18 protein-coding genes and 1 riboswitch are annotated in these 17,311 nt (G+C 43.2%); of the genes, 3 read left to right on the forward strand and 15 right to left on the reverse strand.

From position 1 onward, the window contains the following. Position 1: 1 nt before the first annotated feature. The 8 genes from CYL18_RS14505 to CYL18_RS14540 all read right to left on the reverse strand — a co-directional run bounded on the left by CYL18_RS14505 (position 2) and on the right by CYL18_RS14540 (position 9,284). A complete protein-coding gene (locus tag CYL18_RS14505) occupies positions 2-1,396 on the reverse strand; it encodes a TIGR02678 family protein (RefSeq protein ID WP_104850250.1) in 1,395 nt (464 codons plus the stop codon). A 4-nt stretch (positions 1,397-1,400) separates the two neighbouring features. Beyond that, positions 1,401-2,891 (reverse strand): TIGR02677 family protein, encoded by a 1,491-nt coding sequence (locus CYL18_RS14510; RefSeq protein ID WP_161497148.1) that lies wholly within the window; start codon positions 2,889-2,891, stop codon positions 1,401-1,403. 503 nt (positions 2,892-3,394) lie between these two features. Further along, entirely contained in the window at positions 3,395-4,360 is a 966-nt protein-coding gene (locus CYL18_RS14515; RefSeq protein WP_104850292.1) for a bile acid:sodium symporter family protein, read from the reverse strand. 84 nt (positions 4,361-4,444) lie between these two features. Then, positions 4,445-5,545: an iron-containing alcohol dehydrogenase family protein gene (locus CYL18_RS14520; protein WP_104850252.1), complete on the reverse strand. Its 1,101-nt coding sequence runs from the start codon at positions 5,543-5,545 to the stop codon at positions 4,445-4,447. A 119-nt stretch (positions 5,546-5,664) separates the two neighbouring features. After that, positions 5,665-6,489 (reverse strand): MetQ/NlpA family ABC transporter substrate-binding protein, encoded by an 825-nt coding sequence (locus CYL18_RS14525; RefSeq protein ID WP_104850253.1) that lies wholly within the window; start codon positions 6,487-6,489, stop codon positions 5,665-5,667. 21 nt (positions 6,490-6,510) lie between these two features. Continuing rightward, positions 6,511-7,182, reverse strand: coding sequence for a methionine ABC transporter permease (locus CYL18_RS14530; protein WP_104850254.1), 672 nt, complete (start codon positions 7,180-7,182; stop codon positions 6,511-6,513). Continuing rightward, complete coding sequence (locus tag CYL18_RS14535; protein ID WP_104850255.1) at positions 7,172-8,185, reverse strand: methionine ABC transporter ATP-binding protein; 1,014 nt, start codon at positions 8,183-8,185, stop codon at positions 7,172-7,174. Before CYL18_RS14535 ends, CYL18_RS14530 begins: the two co-directional genes overlap by 11 nt. Positions 8,186-8,268: 83 nt before the next feature. Then, a riboswitch (SAM riboswitch) is annotated at positions 8,269-8,377 on the reverse strand. A 124-nt stretch (positions 8,378-8,501) separates the two neighbouring features. Further along, positions 8,502-9,284: a carbon-nitrogen family hydrolase gene (locus CYL18_RS14540; RefSeq protein ID WP_104850256.1), complete on the reverse strand. Its 783-nt coding sequence runs from the start codon at positions 9,282-9,284 to the stop codon at positions 8,502-8,504. Positions 9,285-9,382: 98 nt separating this feature from the next. Here CYL18_RS14540 and CYL18_RS14545 point away from each other — a divergent pair, with 98 nt between their 5' ends. Then, positions 9,383-10,552, forward strand: coding sequence for a pyridoxal phosphate-dependent aminotransferase (locus CYL18_RS14545; RefSeq protein WP_104850257.1), 1,170 nt, complete (start codon positions 9,383-9,385; stop codon positions 10,550-10,552). Positions 10,553-10,647: 95 nt separating this feature from the next. Here CYL18_RS14545 and CYL18_RS14550 read toward each other — a convergent pair whose 3' ends face one another. The 4 genes from CYL18_RS14550 to CYL18_RS14565 all read right to left on the reverse strand — a co-directional run bounded on the left by CYL18_RS14550 (position 10,648) and on the right by CYL18_RS14565 (position 12,969). After that, on the reverse strand, positions 10,648-11,379 hold the full coding sequence (locus tag CYL18_RS14550; RefSeq protein WP_104850258.1) for an ABC transporter permease: 732 nt from the start codon (positions 11,377-11,379) through the stop codon (positions 10,648-10,650). Next, the gene (locus tag CYL18_RS14555) at positions 11,376-12,110 is read right to left on the reverse strand and encodes an ABC transporter ATP-binding protein (RefSeq protein ID WP_104850259.1); all 735 of its coding nucleotides are present in this window, start codon (positions 12,108-12,110) and stop codon (positions 11,376-11,378) included. The genes CYL18_RS14550 and CYL18_RS14555 overlap by 4 nt, the downstream gene beginning before the upstream one ends. Next, the gene (locus CYL18_RS14560; protein ID WP_104850260.1) at positions 12,110-12,547 is read right to left on the reverse strand and encodes a helix-turn-helix domain-containing protein; all 438 of its coding nucleotides are present in this window, start codon (positions 12,545-12,547) and stop codon (positions 12,110-12,112) included. The genes CYL18_RS14555 and CYL18_RS14560 overlap by 1 nt, the downstream gene beginning before the upstream one ends. Before the next feature lie 242 nt (positions 12,548-12,789). Next, positions 12,790-12,969, reverse strand: coding sequence for a hypothetical protein (locus CYL18_RS14565; protein ID WP_104850261.1), 180 nt, complete (start codon positions 12,967-12,969; stop codon positions 12,790-12,792). A 141-nt stretch (positions 12,970-13,110) separates the two neighbouring features. On the opposite strand from CYL18_RS14565, the gene CYL18_RS14570 reads away from it, so the two are divergent. Then, positions 13,111-13,461 carry a VOC family protein gene (locus CYL18_RS14570; RefSeq protein ID WP_104850262.1) on the forward strand — a complete coding sequence of 117 codons (351 nt, stop codon included), beginning with the start codon at positions 13,111-13,113 and terminating at the stop codon, positions 13,459-13,461. A 138-nt stretch (positions 13,462-13,599) separates the two neighbouring features. Here the strand turns inward: CYL18_RS14570 and CYL18_RS14575 are convergent, their stop codons facing one another. After that, positions 13,600-14,265 (reverse strand): nucleotidyltransferase domain-containing protein, encoded by a 666-nt coding sequence (locus CYL18_RS14575; protein ID WP_104850263.1) that lies wholly within the window; start codon positions 14,263-14,265, stop codon positions 13,600-13,602. Between the two features lie 766 nt (positions 14,266-15,031). Here CYL18_RS14575 and CYL18_RS14580 point away from each other — a divergent pair. Then, on the forward strand, positions 15,032-15,214 hold the full coding sequence (locus CYL18_RS14580) for an alternative ribosome rescue factor ArfA (protein ID WP_104850264.1): 183 nt from the start codon (positions 15,032-15,034) through the stop codon (positions 15,212-15,214). Between the two features lie 20 nt (positions 15,215-15,234). Here the strand turns inward: CYL18_RS14580 and CYL18_RS14585 are convergent, their stop codons facing one another. Both CYL18_RS14585 and CYL18_RS14590 read right to left on the reverse strand, forming a co-directional pair. Then, entirely contained in the window at positions 15,235-16,158 is a 924-nt protein-coding gene (locus tag CYL18_RS14585; RefSeq protein WP_104850265.1) for a nucleoside hydrolase, read from the reverse strand. Then, positions 16,155-17,306, reverse strand: a complete 1,152-nt coding sequence (locus CYL18_RS14590) for an acyl-CoA dehydrogenase family protein (RefSeq protein WP_104850293.1) — start codon at positions 17,304-17,306, stop codon at positions 16,155-16,157. Before CYL18_RS14590 ends, CYL18_RS14585 begins: the two co-directional genes overlap by 4 nt. Between the last annotated feature and the right edge of the window lie 5 nt (positions 17,307-17,311).

The following is a 17,311-nucleotide window of genomic DNA, read 5'->3' on the forward strand; positions in this document are numbered from 1 at the left end:
TTTATGCTCCTTTTGTTGTTACTATTTTTTCTTCGTCCAATGCTATAAAATCATCATCTTTCGATAAGACATACTTTTCGATTGCATCCAATGAGGTTTTAACAGTCATTTTAGAATCTTTGTTGTCCTTGTTAAACGTGTCCACGATTTCTCTGAATAGGTCCATTGATAGGTAATGGTCTCCTTCCACAAAGAAACCCATCTCCTTAATTCTTCTTACAAAGTATCGTTGGAATAGGTAGTCCCGTGGGAATGTTCCTCCAATTCGTACCGCTGGCGGATAGAGAATGACCGAATAGGTTTGTTTATCGTAATCGGCAAACTTCCAATCAATTAAGTAATCCAACACGCTTTCCGCGAGCTCAACTGGTTCCTGCTCTCTGTAGTTTTTGCTCCAACCGTGACCAAACTCGTCTTGTAATTCCTCAATCCATTTTTCGAATACTTCCTTCCCTATCGAATATTCGAAGTCTGGAAGTTGTTCATCGCCTAGTTCCTTCACCTTTGCTTTGAGCAAAGCAGAGAATTGTAAGACGACATCTGAGATGGTTTTAAGGTTAGGGTGCTGCTGTCCTGTGAGGTTCTTCTCTTTGGAGACTAGCAATAATTCATTCTTATAAACTTCTAATTCAAAATGGGTATTTTCCGGTATGTTTTCAACCATACGATGAGTCTGTAAAGATAGATATCTCTTTTCCTCGTCCGTTAGTTCGTGTCTATAGACCACCGGGGAGAAGAATAATCGTCTGTTTAATGCTTGTAAATTCATCCTTGCGGTAGGCTCTTCGCCAGGTATCTTCCAACTATCCTCCAACATTTCGTTCACATTCTGAAATTCTTGGACAGGTTTGGAGAAATACCGCATAAAGTATTTTGAATTCATCGTCGGCCGATACAAAATTTCCTCTTTTCCGTCCGTTTTGTATTTATCTATCTCTCCTTCTAAGCATTCCACAAGGTCCATTGCTTGGGCGTATTTCATTGCTCTGCAGAAGGATAAACGATGCTGATAGTTCTCCCATCTTACTTCTATTTGGTCATCGAAAAAGTTTTTCACGTTTTCAACCAACGTACTTACTAAAAATAAATCGTCTTTTGCTTTATCTTCTAAATAAGCAAGAATCGCGGCAAAAATTGAATAGTCCATCGGTTCTTTAAACCCTAGTGTATCCCCTTGTATCCCCATCCACTTCTCAGTACGGTAAGGAATCTTCTCCAACTTATATAAATCGATTCCTGCGTAAAGTCGATATCCGAAGTTCTCTACAAAGTATTTTTGGATGGCTTTTTGATTTCGCTTAATGTTCATATATTCAGCGGGGTGTGTCCGTTTCTGAATCCAAAAGTTCTCAAGCAGGGCTGTTACGCCCGCTCTAAATTGTTCTTTGTCTGACATAGTCTCAATCTCCCGTTTCAAATTCAAATATCAAGTCAGGCATTTCCATTACACCGTCTGTACACTTTAGTTTAATTTTTTGGTCGCTTGCCTTATAAAAGCTGAAACTTTCACCGAAGTCTGTTTTGCCTGTACGTCTCTTATTTTGAGCTCCCCTGGATATCCAGGTAAGAATGGATTTCCGCACAAAAGGTTCAACAATTCCAAGGTCCTTCAGTACAATTTTTTGGTCAACGATTAAGGATGCAATCATTTGGCGTTCTTTTTTGCGATTATCCCTAACCTGTTCTTTTTTGATTTGTTTTTCTTCTGTAGATGCTTTTACATAGGATTTAATTCTTTTGTTTCTTTGATATGCTTTGCTCTTGGGAGCGGTAACAAAAGTCGGTTGATTCTGTTCCCAAATCTCTTCATTTTGAGTATCGGTCAATTTTTCAATCCCAAAGAGATGTTTCGTATGGTGAACACCAAAGCAGGCGGCCGCTAAATGATGGGCGTCATCTATGTGCTCACACTGATTGAACATAGTTGCTAGTGCAAGGTAATCGTCTTTTCTGTTTTTATTGTTTCCTTTCATTTCGGAAAGTCTCAAAGCATATCGACTGATCATTTGGATACTAACTTCAGTCTCTTTAAGTAAAACATCTACATCACGCACATTGTCGCCTGAACTGATGAACCAGTTTCTTAATTCTAGCCATCTTTCCGTTTGTAATCTTGTGCTTTTTTCTCTGTTGAACTTTTGCCCATCTAACGTTGGAATGGAAGCAAAATAATCAACTAATCGTTGTATGTATCGGTCTATATAACTTTGCTCAATGCCACTAATCATTTTGGCGATTTTATGTTTATTTCGGTTCATTGTTAAGATGAACTTAGATAGGTAATCCACAAACTTTTCTTTGAATAACAGGAATTCTTCGGTTTTGAATAATTGCTCGGCTTTTTCGCTCTTTAGATAAGATAAATAGTTAGCAGAGTTACGTTTTAGGTTTTCTAAGCTATTCATTAACACCATCCAGTTCTCATATAGAATCTCATTACTGGCGTTATCAAGATCAACTTCCATCAGCTTATTAACGCCCTTCAAGATTCTTTCAAATTCACGACTTTCCAGAGCACCAGTTAATTCATCTTCCAATTCATCTAACTTTTTCAGGGTATTTTCAATTTCAAATACCGGCTGTGTTATCTGATATTTCAGTCTCTTGTTTTTAAATTCTTCTATGGTATAGAAGATTAGTTCTTTGTCCCGACGAGAAATTACACATTCCCAAGCTTCTAATCTTCTTAAATCTTCATATAGGTCACTCTCTTTGTATGTATCTTCTACAAGCTTGTTTTCTTTTAAAAAGCGGAAAATTTCTTCTGTCCTGCTATAATATTTGAATCGTTCATATTGTTCATATAAGAACCGAATAATCGGCCTATATCTATAAGAATTCTCCGTAGTTGCATACTTCAGCAAATTGACGGTATCTAGCGGATATTTCATCGACATTTCTCCTCATTTAAGGTTCTATCTCTTTCGACAGGGGTCATTTTTATAAGTTCTAGTAAAAAAGGAATCATACATAGGGCATGAATCCTTGAGTTGAATTTCACTTTACATTTTTTATTGTATAACGTACACAAAGGGTTTTTCTAAGTAATTCCATCCTTATACTTAGGTTTATTGACTGTATTTAATAACCACAATCATTATAGGCAACTGGTAAACCTGCTATGATGTAATCATTTGTCTAGATGACTAACCGATAAACCCTTTAAATGATTAATATATTTTTATAATATCACACTTAAAAATATTAGGAATAAGAAGAAAGGGAGCAATACAAATACCTATTCGTTTTCTTGGTCATCTCTCCCCTTTTTCAATTTCTTTTTAAAAATTTGTCTTTTACAGTTGCCTTTTATATACTCCCTTATCGTATGAATTATTATTAATGCCTTAATCAAAAAAACTCCGCAAAGCCATCACTTTGCGGAGCATTCCCCTTAAATCGATTGTGTCTTATCTTCCTCAACCAGCCCATCCTTATCCTTCATCCGACTGAAAATCGTCGCCAATATCGGCCCGGATATATTATGCCATACACTAAAGATCGCACTTGGGACTGCTGCTAGAGGCGAGAAATGCGCGACCGCCAAGGAGGCACCCAATCCTGAGTTTTGCATGCCGACTTCAATCGCAACGGCTTTCTTTTTCGACAGATTCATGCCGAATAGTTTGCCGAATAAGTAGCCGATTAAATAGCCTAAGCCATTATGCAGGACGACGACAGCGAAGATGAGCAATCCTGTCTCAGCAATCTGCTGCTGATTTGCTGCCACGACAGCTGCGACAATTGCCACAATCGCCACAACAGACACAAGCGGCATGACTTTCACACTTGCTTTTGCCTGTTTATTAAACAGCTTTTGAACGATAAAACCAAGGGCGATTGGGATGACAATGACCTTCACGATGGACATGAAAAGACTCGCAGGCGCCACATCGATGTATTCACTCGCAAATAAAAAGATGAGTGCAGGTGTGACAAATGGAGCGAGCAAGGTCGTGACAGATGTAATCGTGACCGATAAAGCAACATCGCCTTTTGACAGGAAGGTCATTACATTCGAGGCTGTTCCGCCTGGGCAGCAGCCAACTAAAATGACACCGATAGCGATTTCCGGCGGAAGATCAAATAGCTTAACCAGCAAAAAGGCCAATGTCGGCATAATGATGAACTGACCGGCTACCCCAACGAGAACATCCTTCGGCCTTGTCAGTACTTCCTTAAAATCAGCCGCTGAAATGGTCAATCCCATCCCGAACATGACTATCCCTAGCAAAATCGTAATATAGGCGGCAATCCATGAAAAACCGCTCGGAATAAAGAAAGCTAGCGCCGCAAAGATAAGCACCCATACCGCAAATGTACTGCTGACAAATTGACTGAAACGTTCTAATGCTTTCATCGTCCACCCCACTGATTTTTTATTTTGTTTAATAGAAGAATTCTCGCTGTAGGAGTTAGGCCCTATTACAGGAATGACCATCCATCAGCCGCATTCCTCACACTCCATAAATTGCTCCAGTCTCCGAATGGCGCCCGCCACTCTCTCTGCTGTAATCGGACCGACTTTCATGACATGAATGGACTCACTCGCCAGTGTCGCCTTTTTAGCGATTTCTTCCATTATCGCTTTTGTTACATCCTCCACCCCTAAATCAATTAATGATAAAGGAAGACCCAGCTCCTCATAAAACGGTTGAAGCTCGACAATTTCCATCCATTTGTCCTCGAGCACAAGCTGAACCAAAATGCCATAAGCCACCTTATCCCCATGCAAGGCATGATGGGTTTCCTCCAGTGCCGTTAACCCGTTGTGAATCGAATGCGCACCAGCAATCCGACCGTAATGATCCCCATAGCCGCCCACCATGCCGCCATACATCATGATCGTCTCCGCTACTTGGATGAAGTCTTCATTCACTTCCCCTGCCTTTGCAGCAGCCACCGCTCCACGGGCTGATTGAAGCAGCAGGTCCTTACATTGTCTTGCGGCAAAATGGGCGATTTGCAGAGGTACAGGCTTAGGATCAATGTCCGCTATCTGCACATCGGCTTCATACCATTTAGCTAAGGTGTCTCCAATGCCGGCAATGAGCATCCTAACTGGAGCCTCAGCTAAAATTCGCGGCTCCACCAGCACGAGACTGGTACAAACCGGATAGATGTCATAACGAATGAAGGCACCTGATTCATCATAGATTACACTCAATGGCGTCCATGGCGAACAATTCGATGCCAAGGTCGGGATGAGAATTGCCTGCCTCCCAGTCTCATCGCACACCGCCTTCACAAGATCGAGCACCTTTCCGCCTCCGACGCCGATGACCGCATCCAAGGAATGCTGCTTGACCAGCCCGGCCACCGCTTCGATTTCGGATAATGTGCAGTCTCCTCCGTATGTATATTCCTCAGCTTGTACCTCTTCCATTTGCGGCCAATACGACTTAGCTGCCTCCCACGATTTTTCTCCATGAACGACCAGTACCTTACGGAGATTACGTTCCAATAGCTTTGCTTCCAATAAATCTAAGGCATTCTCTTTCAAGATATATTCACTTGGTGCTGCATGAACGGAAAATACGGTCATTTTCATCACTCATTTCTATCGTTGTAGGGTAAAACCCTGCCTTTTTATAAAAAAAGCAGGGAGTGCCATCCAATTATTTACTTTCTATCTAACCTCTTTGTTTTGGATGGTTCAAGATTTTATTTCATCCATTCAGGCTTGCCAAACCCTTCAAATTCCTCATCAATCACTTTCTCGAATGCATCTGCCTCGACGACTTTTAATAGATCCTTAGCAAGCTGTGAATCTTCCTTATCTGCCTTGACAGCTACTACATTGCGGTACTGATCAGCCATATTCTCAAGTGCTAATGCACTTAATAAATCCATCTTTGCAGCGAGTGCGAAGTTTCCTGGGACAGCGGCGAGGTCGGCGCTGTCAACAGAGCGAGGAAGCTGGCCTGATTCAAGCGGCTGGAATTTCAGGTTTTTCTTGTTCTCAACGATATCCTTTTCAGATACCTTAAGCGGATCCGCCTTTTCATCCACGACGAGTAATCCTTCATCCTGAAGCGTCGTGAATGCACGGGCTGCATTGACCGGGTCATTCGGAATGGTGATGGTCGCGCCATCCTTCACTTCATCGAATGATTTGTAGGTGTTTGAATAAATGCCCATCGGCGCCGTCGGTACGGTAATTAAAGCGGATAAATCCATGCTGTTCTCTTTTTCAAAGTTTTCTAGGTAAATCGTATGCTGGAATAGGTTCGCATCAATATCACCCGTATCAAGTGCTTTGTTCGGCTGGATATAATCACTGAATTCCACTACCTCTACCTTATAGCCCAATTCCTCCAAGCCTGGCTTAATGGCTTTTGTGACCATATCGCTATAAGGACCGGACGTGGCGCCAATTTTAATATCCTTCGACTCCGTGCTTGCGTCCCCGCTGCTTTCATTGCCTCCGCACGCTGCCAGTACACTTATAACTACTAATAAAATAAATGCTGTTAACCCCTTTTTCATGAACCATTTCCCCTTTTCTATTTATCTTTTATCGATAACCTTTGCGATGAAATCACCAGCAAATTGGATAACCTGAACTAAAACAATCAATATAATGACGGTTGCAATCATGATGGTATTATCATAGCGGTAATAGCCGTAGCGAATCGCCAAATCGCCAATCCCGCCGCCCCCGACCGTTCCGGCCATGGCAGAGAAACCAATCAAGCTGATCAATGTCAGAGTAATACCTGAGATGATTCCGGATCTCGCTTCAAGCAAGAGGACATCTTTTATAATCATCCACGGTGTTGCACCAGCTGCAATCGCGGCTTCGATGACACCCTTATCAATCTCCCGCAATGACGTTTCAACGATTCTCGCAAAAAACGGAATCGCCGCCACAGATAGCGATACACTCGCTGCTGCCGGTCCAATCGTCGTATTGACAATCAAGTCGGTCAACGGGATGAGAGCAACCAACAAAATAATAAACGGGATACTGCGGATGAGATTGACGAAAAATCCTAGAATCGTCTGTACCGTTTTGTTTTCCCAAAACAGACCCTTATCTGTTACATAAAGAATAATCCCGACGGGCAAGCCAATCACAATCGCAACAGCGAGGGAAATTGTAATCATGTAAATCGTCTGCAGAAACGCCGTGTTGATCTCTGGAATCAGCTCAACAAAGTGGTTGAAATCAAAGCCCATGCTGGATCACCTCCACTTCTGCTTCGCGATTTTTTATATAAGAGATGGCTTTATGAATCTCTTCCTTCTGTCCGCGAAGCTCCATGATAAAAATACCGAGCGGCAAATCCTGTATGTATTCAATCGAGCCATGTAAGAAATTGCCCTTCACTTGGAATTGCTGAAGCGTATCTGAGATGACGCCCTCCCCAGCAACCGTCCCCCTGAATGTCACCTTGACAATCGGACCCTCGCATTCCTTGTAAATGGCTTCGGGTATGTCGAACGAGACCACACTACTGATGAATTCCTTTGTCAGATCGGTCTGCGGTTTAGCGAAAATTTCATACACCGAGCCTTCCTCGATGACCCTGCCATCCTGCATGATCGCCATCCGGTGACAAATTTCCTTCACGACATTCATCTCATGCGTAATCAAGACAATTGTGATGTTGAGCTCCTGATTGATTTTTTTCAATAGATTCAAGATAGACTTCGTCGTTGTTGGGTCGAGTGCTGAGGTCGCCTCATCACAGAGAAGGACGGTCGGGTTATTCGCTAACGCCCTGGCAATCGCGACACGCTGCTTCTGTCCCCCGCTCAGCTGGGAAGGATACACATCACGCTTGTCGGCTAATCCGACCATTTTCAGCAGCTCTTCCACTCGTTTTTTTCGCTTTGCCTGCGGCATATTGGCTGCCTTCAAAGCAAACGCAATATTCTCAAATACTGTTTTCTGGCTGATCAGATAAAAGTGCTGAAAGATCATCCCGATTTTCAAGCGTGCCTGCCGCAAATTTTCCCTTCTCAGCTTCGTCAGGTCCAGTCCATCAACCGTGATCCTGCCCGAGGTTGGACGCTCCAGCAAATTAATGCAGCGAAGCAGCGAGCTTTTCCCTGCTCCTGAGTATCCGACGATCCCGAATATCTCGCCTTTTTTAACCTCTAGGGATACATTATCGACACCATTGACTACGCCGCTTTTCGTTTTATAAATTTTGTTAAGATTCTGAATACTAATCATATGCCAACCTCTATCCCTGTACATTTTCTACAATAAAAATGCCCCTCTCATCTGAAAGGGGCATCGAAATAAACATCTATCTCGACTTATCTTTCAGAATGTCATCCATTCTGCTGGAATTGGCACCTTCCCTCAATAAAGGGGGTTGCCGGACGTCATAGGGCCAAGTCCCTCGGTCACTCTCGATAAGCAATGTATTTAATTTGATTATGATATTACAGAGTTCTAAACATTCTGTCAACGATAATCTTTTTTGATAAAATTTGTGAAAACGCTTTACTCCTTGCTAAATCAATCAATATCCCGAAAATTTTTTTCACAGCTCATATAAATGGGTTCTCCTATCATCAAAAACAGGAATGGCTTTTCTGACACGCTTCACTTCCTGGAAATCAAGCTCTGTATAAAAGATTCCTTCCCCCGCTTCCCCGCTCAAAAGCAGCTCTCCCCACGGCGCGATGACCATCGAATGACCATTGAACTCATTATTCGGATCTTCACCGACACGGTTGACCGCCACGATATAGCATTGATTCTCAATCGCTCTAGCCTGAAGCAATAGCTGCCAATGATCAATTCGCGGCTTTGGCCACTGGGCAGGGATGAACATAACCGCCGCCCCCTTCAATGCATGGGTCCGCGTCCATTCCGGAAAGCGCAAATCATAGCAAATGATCCCCCCGCACGTCACCCCAGCCAAGGTGAAAACATTCGCCTTCTCCCCTGCACTCATAAACTTATGCTCATCCATCAGCTTGAAAAGATGGGCTTTATCATATTCAGAGACGATATCACCGGATTGATCAACGACATACATCGTATTATAAAACCTGCCGTTCTTCTTTGTCGCAACCGAACCGCCGACAATATGGACGTGATGCTTTGTCGCCAGGCGGCTAAGGAATTTCTTCGTTCGCTCCCCATTAACATCTGCTAATCGTTCAAGCTCCTTTAAGGCATAGCCCGCATTCCACATTTCCGGGAGAACAATCACCTCTGTCCCTGCCTTCGCAGCCTCTTCAATGAACCCTTCCACTTGCCCAAAATTTCTGTCTGGATCAGCAAAAGCCACATCCATTTGTACAACCGCTATTTTCATGACCAATCACCTCACTGTAGACATTTTTAATTAAAGGTTATAGAATTTTAATAATTATTGCAATCTTAGAAACTATTTCCTTATTAAGGGTGAATAATATGACCTATTCAGAACGCTTAAAGAAATTGCCAGACCAGTTTTTTGCCGCACTTGTTCAAAAGGTTAGCCGTGCCATGGCTGAAGGGAGAGATATTATTAATCTCGGGCAAGGAAATCCCGATCAGCCTACCCCTCCGCATATCGTGAAAGCCCTGCAGGCAGCGGCTGAGGACGCACAAACGCATAAATATTCTCCATTCCGCGGCTTAGAGGAATTGAAGGAAGCGGCCGCGGAATTTTATCAAAAGCAATACGGAGTCAAAATCGATCCTAAACAAGAGGTTGCCATCCTTTTTGGAACGAAGGCCGGGCTAGTTGAGCTGCCAATGTGCCTGCTCAACGATGGCGAGCTCATGCTTCTGCCAAACCCAGGCTATCCTGACTATTTATCCGGGGCAGTACTCGCAAACGTCAATGTCGAAACATTCCCGCTCACAAAGGACAATCAATTTTTGCCCGATTATGAGGGCATCCCTTTCGAACAACGGAACGAGGCAAAGCTCATGTATTTAAACTATCCGAACAATCCAACAGGCGCTACGGCGGATCTAGCCTTTTTTGAAAAAACAGTCGCCTTTGCCAAAGAACATAAGATTAACGTCCTGCATGATTTCGCCTATGGCGCGATTGGCTTTGATGGACAAAGGCCGGTCAGCTTCCTTGAAGCGGAAGGCGCAAAGGATGTCGGCATTGAAATGTACACCTTATCGAAAACGTACAATATGGCAGGCTGGCGTGTGGGCTTTGCGGTCGGAAATCCAGCCATCATCGATGCGCTCAATCTCATTCAGGACCATCTGTACGTCAGTCTCTTCCCTGCTGTGCAAAAAGCGGCCATCGCTGCCTTAACCGGGGATCAATCCTGCGTTGACGAACTTGTCGCCCGTTATGAACAGCGACGGAATGCCTTCATTTCTGCCTGCCAAAAAATCGGCTGGGAAGTCGATGCGCCAACCGGCTCCTTCTTTGCCTGGCTTCCGGTCCCTTCCGGCTTCACGAGCGAAAGTTTCGCTGACTTTTTGCTAGAAAAAGCGGATGTAGCCGTTGCAGCGGGCAAAGGGTTTGGTGAATATGGCGAAGGCTATATTCGTGTCGGTCTGTTGGTTGATGAAGACCGGCTTATCGAAGCGGTTGATCGGATTGGAAAGTTAGGGCTATTCAATTCATGATTCAGGAGATAAAAGAGCCTTCTACAAAAGTGTAGAAAGGCTCTTTCCCTATGCTTATTCAAAAGAATAGCTTATCTAATTACTATTTTCATACACTAGACTTCTTGCGTTTTCTTTTTAAAGACAAAGATGGAAATAACGATGATGATGACCGCATAGGCCAATACCCACCAGAGATGTGGAAGCATGGCTTCATAAGTTCCATTTAATACAGCTTTCCCCACTTCAACCGCATGGAAAAATGGCAGTGCATGAGCGATATCCTTAAAAATCCCTCCCACTAACTCTAAATCAAACCAAACGCCCGATAGCCATGCCGCAAAATTCGTAAGGAGAGCGCCACAAATTCCTGTTGCAGCCTTTTCGCTAAACAATGTTCCGCAAATAAGACCAAGACCAATATAGATTAATGCCATAGGTATCAATGCCACCATTACCGCAAAAATCGTCATCGTAAAATCAAGCCCTAGAAATAAGGCGGCAAACAGGCACACAGCGACTTGTATAACTGACATGATCACCAGAGGTAACATATATCCTAAAATAAAATTGTGAGCGGTCATCGGTGTTGTAAATAATCTCGTTAAAAACGAACTAGCACGATCCTTTGCTACTACTTGAGCCGCAAACAATGCCATAAAGGAAAGACCAAACACGGCTATGCCAGGAGCTAATGAAGAAATATCGAATAAGTCCACAGGGATACTGCTATTAATCGCTGATAAAAGGATTAGTAAAATAAGAGGAAAGGCCACACCAAAGAACATTGAAATAGGATCCCTGATAATTTCTTTCATTACTCGATTAGCAAAAATCATCGTTTTCATCCTAACTCCTCCTTTGTTACTATTTTCACAAAGGCATCCTCGAAATTCCCTGTGTTTGTCATAGATAGGAGCTCTTTGACTGTTCCGATGGCTTTTACTTTCCCATCTTTCATGACACAAATACGATCACACAACGCTTCTGCTTCTTCTAAATAATGAGTGGTTAAAACAATGGTTGTTTTTTCTTTCAATTTTTCAATGAGAGCCCATAATTCACGCCGTCCTATAATATCCAAGCCTAATGTAGGCTCATCTAAAAATAATATTTTCGGTTCTGAAATAAGCGCAAGAGCAATGCTGAGTTTCCGTTGCCAACCGCCGGATAACGTTTTACTTTTTTGATTTTCATATGGTTGTAATGAAAACGCAGCAATCATATGAGCTGTTTTTTCTTTGACCTCCATTTTTGAGTATCCATGAATGCCAGCCATTAATTCTAAGTTTTCACGAACAGTCAAATTGGGCGCAATCGCCGTTTCCTGAGGAGAGACTGCGATGATTTCCTTCACTTGTTTTTGGTTTTCTTCAATATCATATCCCAGTATAGATGCACACCCGTTTGTAGGCGCTGTTAAGCAGCACAGCATTTTAATTAACGTTGTTTTCCCTGCTCCATTTACCCCTAATAAACCAAACAACTCTCCCTTTTGGATTGAAAAGGATACATTGTCTACAGCCGTTTTTTCATTGTATTTTTTGGTTAACTGATCAATTGAAATAGCCTGATCCATCATTCATCCTCCTTTTGAAACGGTGTTTGCACAAGATTAAAGAAGGCATGCATCATCTTTTCTGGAACAATAGCAAGGCCTCTATCTTCATCTCCTAAAATAACAAGGGTGTCCCCTGGTTCTATTTGAAATACATCACGTGCTTTTTTAGGAATAACGATTTGCCCGCGTTCTCCCATTTTGGCAACGCCAAAAAAGTGCTTTCCCTTCGGCGGTATGGGTATGATTACATTCATATCCTCTCCGTTAAAATTCACTAAATTATCAATTGATACATTATACAATTTCGCTAACGCCTGACAATGACCTAGATCAGGTGTAGATTCCCCCTTTTCCCATTTGGCAATCACCTGTCTTGACACATTAATCCTGAAAGCAACTTCCTCCTGTGTTAATTTATGATGCAACCGCAGTTTCTTCAGATTCGTACTTATCATACTTTTCATACCTCCTATATTCATTATTCATGATTATCACAATGTTATCCACCAACAATCAATAACAGTGATGTTAATATTCGTAGCATATCAAATAAAATAAGGGACACTATACAGCATTCTGTGTAGTGTCCCTTATTTCCCTATGGATTATCAATCATGCTTTTCAATCTATAAAAATGAAGCTATTTATTAGCCAGGACGATTCCACCTTGTTCAACCGACATTCCCTTTTCTCTACCTTAAAGTCTTCCAAACAGCCAAGGAACAAGCAAGACGCTCACTGCTCCCCAAACCCCGGTCCCGCAGATGAACCAAATCAGATTTTTTTCCGTAGGTTCTTTCATCACCAGCTTGATTACCATAATCGCACAAAATCCAAGGATGATGAAACCAATAGCCAGCCAAAATAAAAAATCCATGTTTACCTCCTTTTGCCGGAATCTCTTGCTACCCTATATTAAACCAATTCACTAAAAACACGCTAAGTCCTCCTTATGAGAAGGAATAACCATAATCTTGTCGAATATCTTTCTCATTGAGCAATCGAAAGGAGAGGAACAATGAAAGGCTTAGTACACAGAATTGACACGGTATTTGTCGAGGTAAGTGATATGGACCGCTCGATTAAATGGTATTCAGAGATACTAGGGTTAACCTTAAGGTGGAATCGAAATGGCTATGCCGCATTCACGGTCGGCGAAACCTCCCTGACCCTTGTGCAATCGGCCAATGTCCAGCCCTCCAACCACTCCCCTTTTAACTTCTTTACAACCAATATTGATGATGTGCATACGTTCCTGATTGAAAATCATGTAGAGGCAGAGGATATCGGGAATTACCCAGATATACGCACCTTTGACTTCAAGGATCCGGATGGACATGTGCTTGGGTTCTGTCAGTTTGAGGATTAGAGAATGCAAGCTTAAAAAGAATACGGTTTACAGCCACATCTAGCGAGCTAATTCCACTGGATTCCCACTTATCAGGAGGCTTCAAATTCGTATTCTTTCATTTTTAACGCTGTTGTTAATTCAATATTTCCCTAAAGATTAACTCACTGTTTCGTCTTTTACAGCTTGCAATATTTCTTTTGACCAAGCTAATAAAAGTTCTGTATCCTTGTCCAAATCGACTTGTGCATGATTTTTTAAAGAAATGAGACGTGTTATAACATCCGTGTCGTAACCCTTTGTAACTGTTGATAATTCATTTAGTTGGGAGATGAATTCAGTATGTTGTAAAAAAACATTCCCTTGAATCGCAAAGCGAGCATTTTTAAATAAATCATGAATCATTTCAGTAGATTTTCCATGTAAATAATTGTGCAGGGTCATGTGATAAATGTTTCCAGCTGTTGAACGGACAAACTTTTTCACATGAGCTGTTGTAATGGCTGTTTTCGAAATAGCTAGCTGCCCATAGATAGTTTTTGTATCATAGATAAACGTAAATAAATCTGCTTTATCCCAAATATTTAAGTCATCCATCCCCCCTACAAAGCCACAAAGTAAATGACGGTCAGGCATCGTTTGAACGACTGCTTCGTATCTTTTTAATTTATCAATAGTTAGTGTATCGAAAATAACAACTACATCAATATCGCTGTCTTCAGTTGCTTCATTGCGAGCGCGACTGCCTTGTAAGCCAATGAATTGGATACTCTCTCCGAATTCATTGAGTAATGTTTCCTTAAATTGTTGTAACCATTTGTTCATTTTGCATCAACCTTTCTATATTCGCCGCGGTAAATGCAGTAGGTTTTGTTATTCTAGCATAAGATATCAGTTACTGAAAGAAATCTAAAAGAGAAGCATCGTAAACTTTTATAAGGCTGTTTTCGTAAGGAATGCTGCTAATGCCAAAGAGCCAGTTTTTTTGTTTCCTCCAATGTTTAACAAAATAAGATTATTCGTTCTTTTATTATTTTTAGTAGAAATCCATAGGTCATTTTATTCAAAAATGGAGAAATGAACGAAAACTATTCTTTCGTGTGTTAGTATGGTTTTGTTATTTTAAGGATCTCTGATTGTTTTTATCTATAGGGATGGAAGTTTCACAGTAGAACCAAAATATCTGTCAAAAAGGAGGATGTTCATGCTAAGCAGTTTTAGCTTTATAGGAAGTATAATAACATTGGGTGCTTTAGCGGGGATTATATATCTAGTAAGAAAGCTCATTCATGGCAATAGTACGAAAACCAAATAAGCATAAAAGAAAACTTCCCTGACTAATACCTATTCTATTATTCATCAAGTTTTCCCTCATGAATAAAATAGTTTGCTCTTCCCACCATTATTTGTTGATTAACTGAGCCAACGGGTATATTATGGTAATCATAGACAGTACAATAGAGAGCTGGTACCTCTCTGTTGGCGAATGGCCACCCTTCTTGCTGATGCACGGGGTGGCTTTTTGCTTCTTGTTGCCTGCAGCAAACCTGCCGCTAGAAGACCACACTAATATCCGAGGAGGAAACACATTATGAAGAAAAAGAAGAAAACCATCGGCGAGATGTCAAACAGCCGCATGACATGGTCAATCAACCCAACCACACGGGTCGTGAAGAATAAGAAAGGGAAAGGCTCCTACAGTCGCACGAAATTCAAAAATCGTGGAGATGGGGAGCTTTTTTCATGCACAAAAATAGCCCAGCCATCTTACTAAAGACAGCTGAGCCATTCTATTTAGAGCACTCTGCCCAAGAAATGCTTCACAAAACGCTCCTCATCCACGTCCGCGCATACATTCACAAGCGGTCTGCCTTGGGCGTTCGGATTGGTCTTTCCTTCTTTTTCTCCTTCTAGCTCGACCCAGAGGCGCTCTGGCTTCAATTTAACAAAGCTCTTGTCGATCGCCACACCGACAGCCAGCGGGTCATGCAAGGCACAGCCCTTGATGCCGGGGTTCGTTTTCTTATAGAAATCAATGTAGAACTCGGTCATGTCCGCGAAGAAGGAGCCGACTTCTCCCTTCTGCTCGCGCCAGATAGCCAGCTCTTCTGTCGGGAGCAGCGTTTGCATGGTGACATCCAGCCCGACGAGGTAAAGCGGCAAATTGGAGCGGAAGACAAAGTCAGCCGCATCCGGGTCGCGGTGGATATTCGCCTCCGCATGCGGGGTGATATTCCCCTTCGTGTAGACCGCACCGCCCATGATGATGACCTCTTCCAATAGAGCCGTGATTTCAGGTGCCTTTTGGAGGGCAAGTGCCAGATTCGTCAGCGGTCCTACACAAATATACGTAACCTTGCCAGGCTTACTTTTCACCTGCTCGATGAGAAAATCAACGGCATGCTGCTCGCTTGTCGCCATTTCTGGTGTTGGTTCTGCGTCAATCAAGTTCCCGAGCCCATCATCTCCATGAACGACACGCGGATAGTCCCCGTTTAGTCCACGCTTTAGCGTTTCTCCGGCACCTGCATACACAGGGATGTCTGTTCGGCCAAGCTTCTCAAGGACAAGCCGTGAGTTCCGTGTCGCCTTCTCCACACTCACATTCCCGAAGCAGGTTGTGAGACCGAGAATCTCTAGTTCTGGGGAGTGGACCGCATAGGCGATCGCCAAGGAATCGTCAATTCCTGTATCCACATCTAATATGATTGACTTCATGTTGTTCTCTCCTCTTCTTCCTCAAGTATACCTTTTGCAAGTAAGGTAATGACCGCATCATCCATCGGCGGATTATGGAGCCCTGCCCTTACGTCGCGGAAATAGCGCTGGAGGGGATTGAATTTCTTTAAGCTCTGCGCGCCAACGATTCGCATCGACTTATCGACGATGGAGATGGCTGCATTCGTGACCGCATGCTTTACGGCTGCAAGCTCTCTCCCCTGTGTCTCGCGCTCATTTGGTGCCGCGTCCCATTTTCTTGCGACCGAGTAGAGGAAATGGCGGGCCTGCATGAGCTCAAGCTCAATATGGCCAATCTTGTCCTGGATATGAGGCAGGCTGGCAATTGGCTCGCGCAGGCTGTTCGGCGTATAGCTTTTCGCAAATTGCACGGCGTAATTCCGCGCACCTAGAGCAATCCCGATATAACAGGCAGGAATATGCAATAACCAGCCGGTTGCTTTCTTTGGTGTCGCTTTCTCGACATAATCATCTGATTTAACGAGGACGTTTTCCAGGACGAGATCATGGCTGCCTGTGCCTTCCATGGCAATCAAATCCCATGTCTCATCAATCGAAACGCCATTGATATCCTTATGTACCAGGAACCAGCCGACCGCCTCCTCTTCCGGCACCCAGGCACTGACTAGAAACAAGTCCAATGCAGGAGCGAGCGAGGTGAACGTTTTGCGGCCATTCAATATCCAGCCATCCGTGGTTCTCTCGGCGGTCGTTTGCGGTCGTCCGCCTCTTGTCGGGCTTCCTGTTGCCGGCTCAGAGGCTGCCCTGTTCACAAGGGCCCCATTGGCGATTGCGCGGAATAACTCCTCCTTTTTCGCCGGTTCCCATTGCTTGTTCTCGAGAATCTCTAAGACGGTCATATTATGCCAGCCAATCGCAAGCGAGGTGGAGCCGCAGGCACTCGCGATTAATTCCTGCCCGTACAGGAATGCCTCTAGTCCTTCCCCATATCCGCCATATTCCTTCGGCAGGGTCAGCTTCGTATAGCCAATCTCCTTCAAATCCTCTATATTCTCAAATGGAAAGGCATGATTTTCTTCATATTGAGGTGCCCTATGCCCAAATGTCTGGACCGCGCTTTTCAGGCGCTTCATGACCTCCAGCTGCTCTATTTCCGTATGTCCCATCATAA

The organism is Pradoshia eiseniae (genome assembly GCF_002946355.1).
GTDB lineage: Bacteria > Bacillota > Bacilli > Bacillales > Pradoshiaceae > Pradoshia > Pradoshia eiseniae.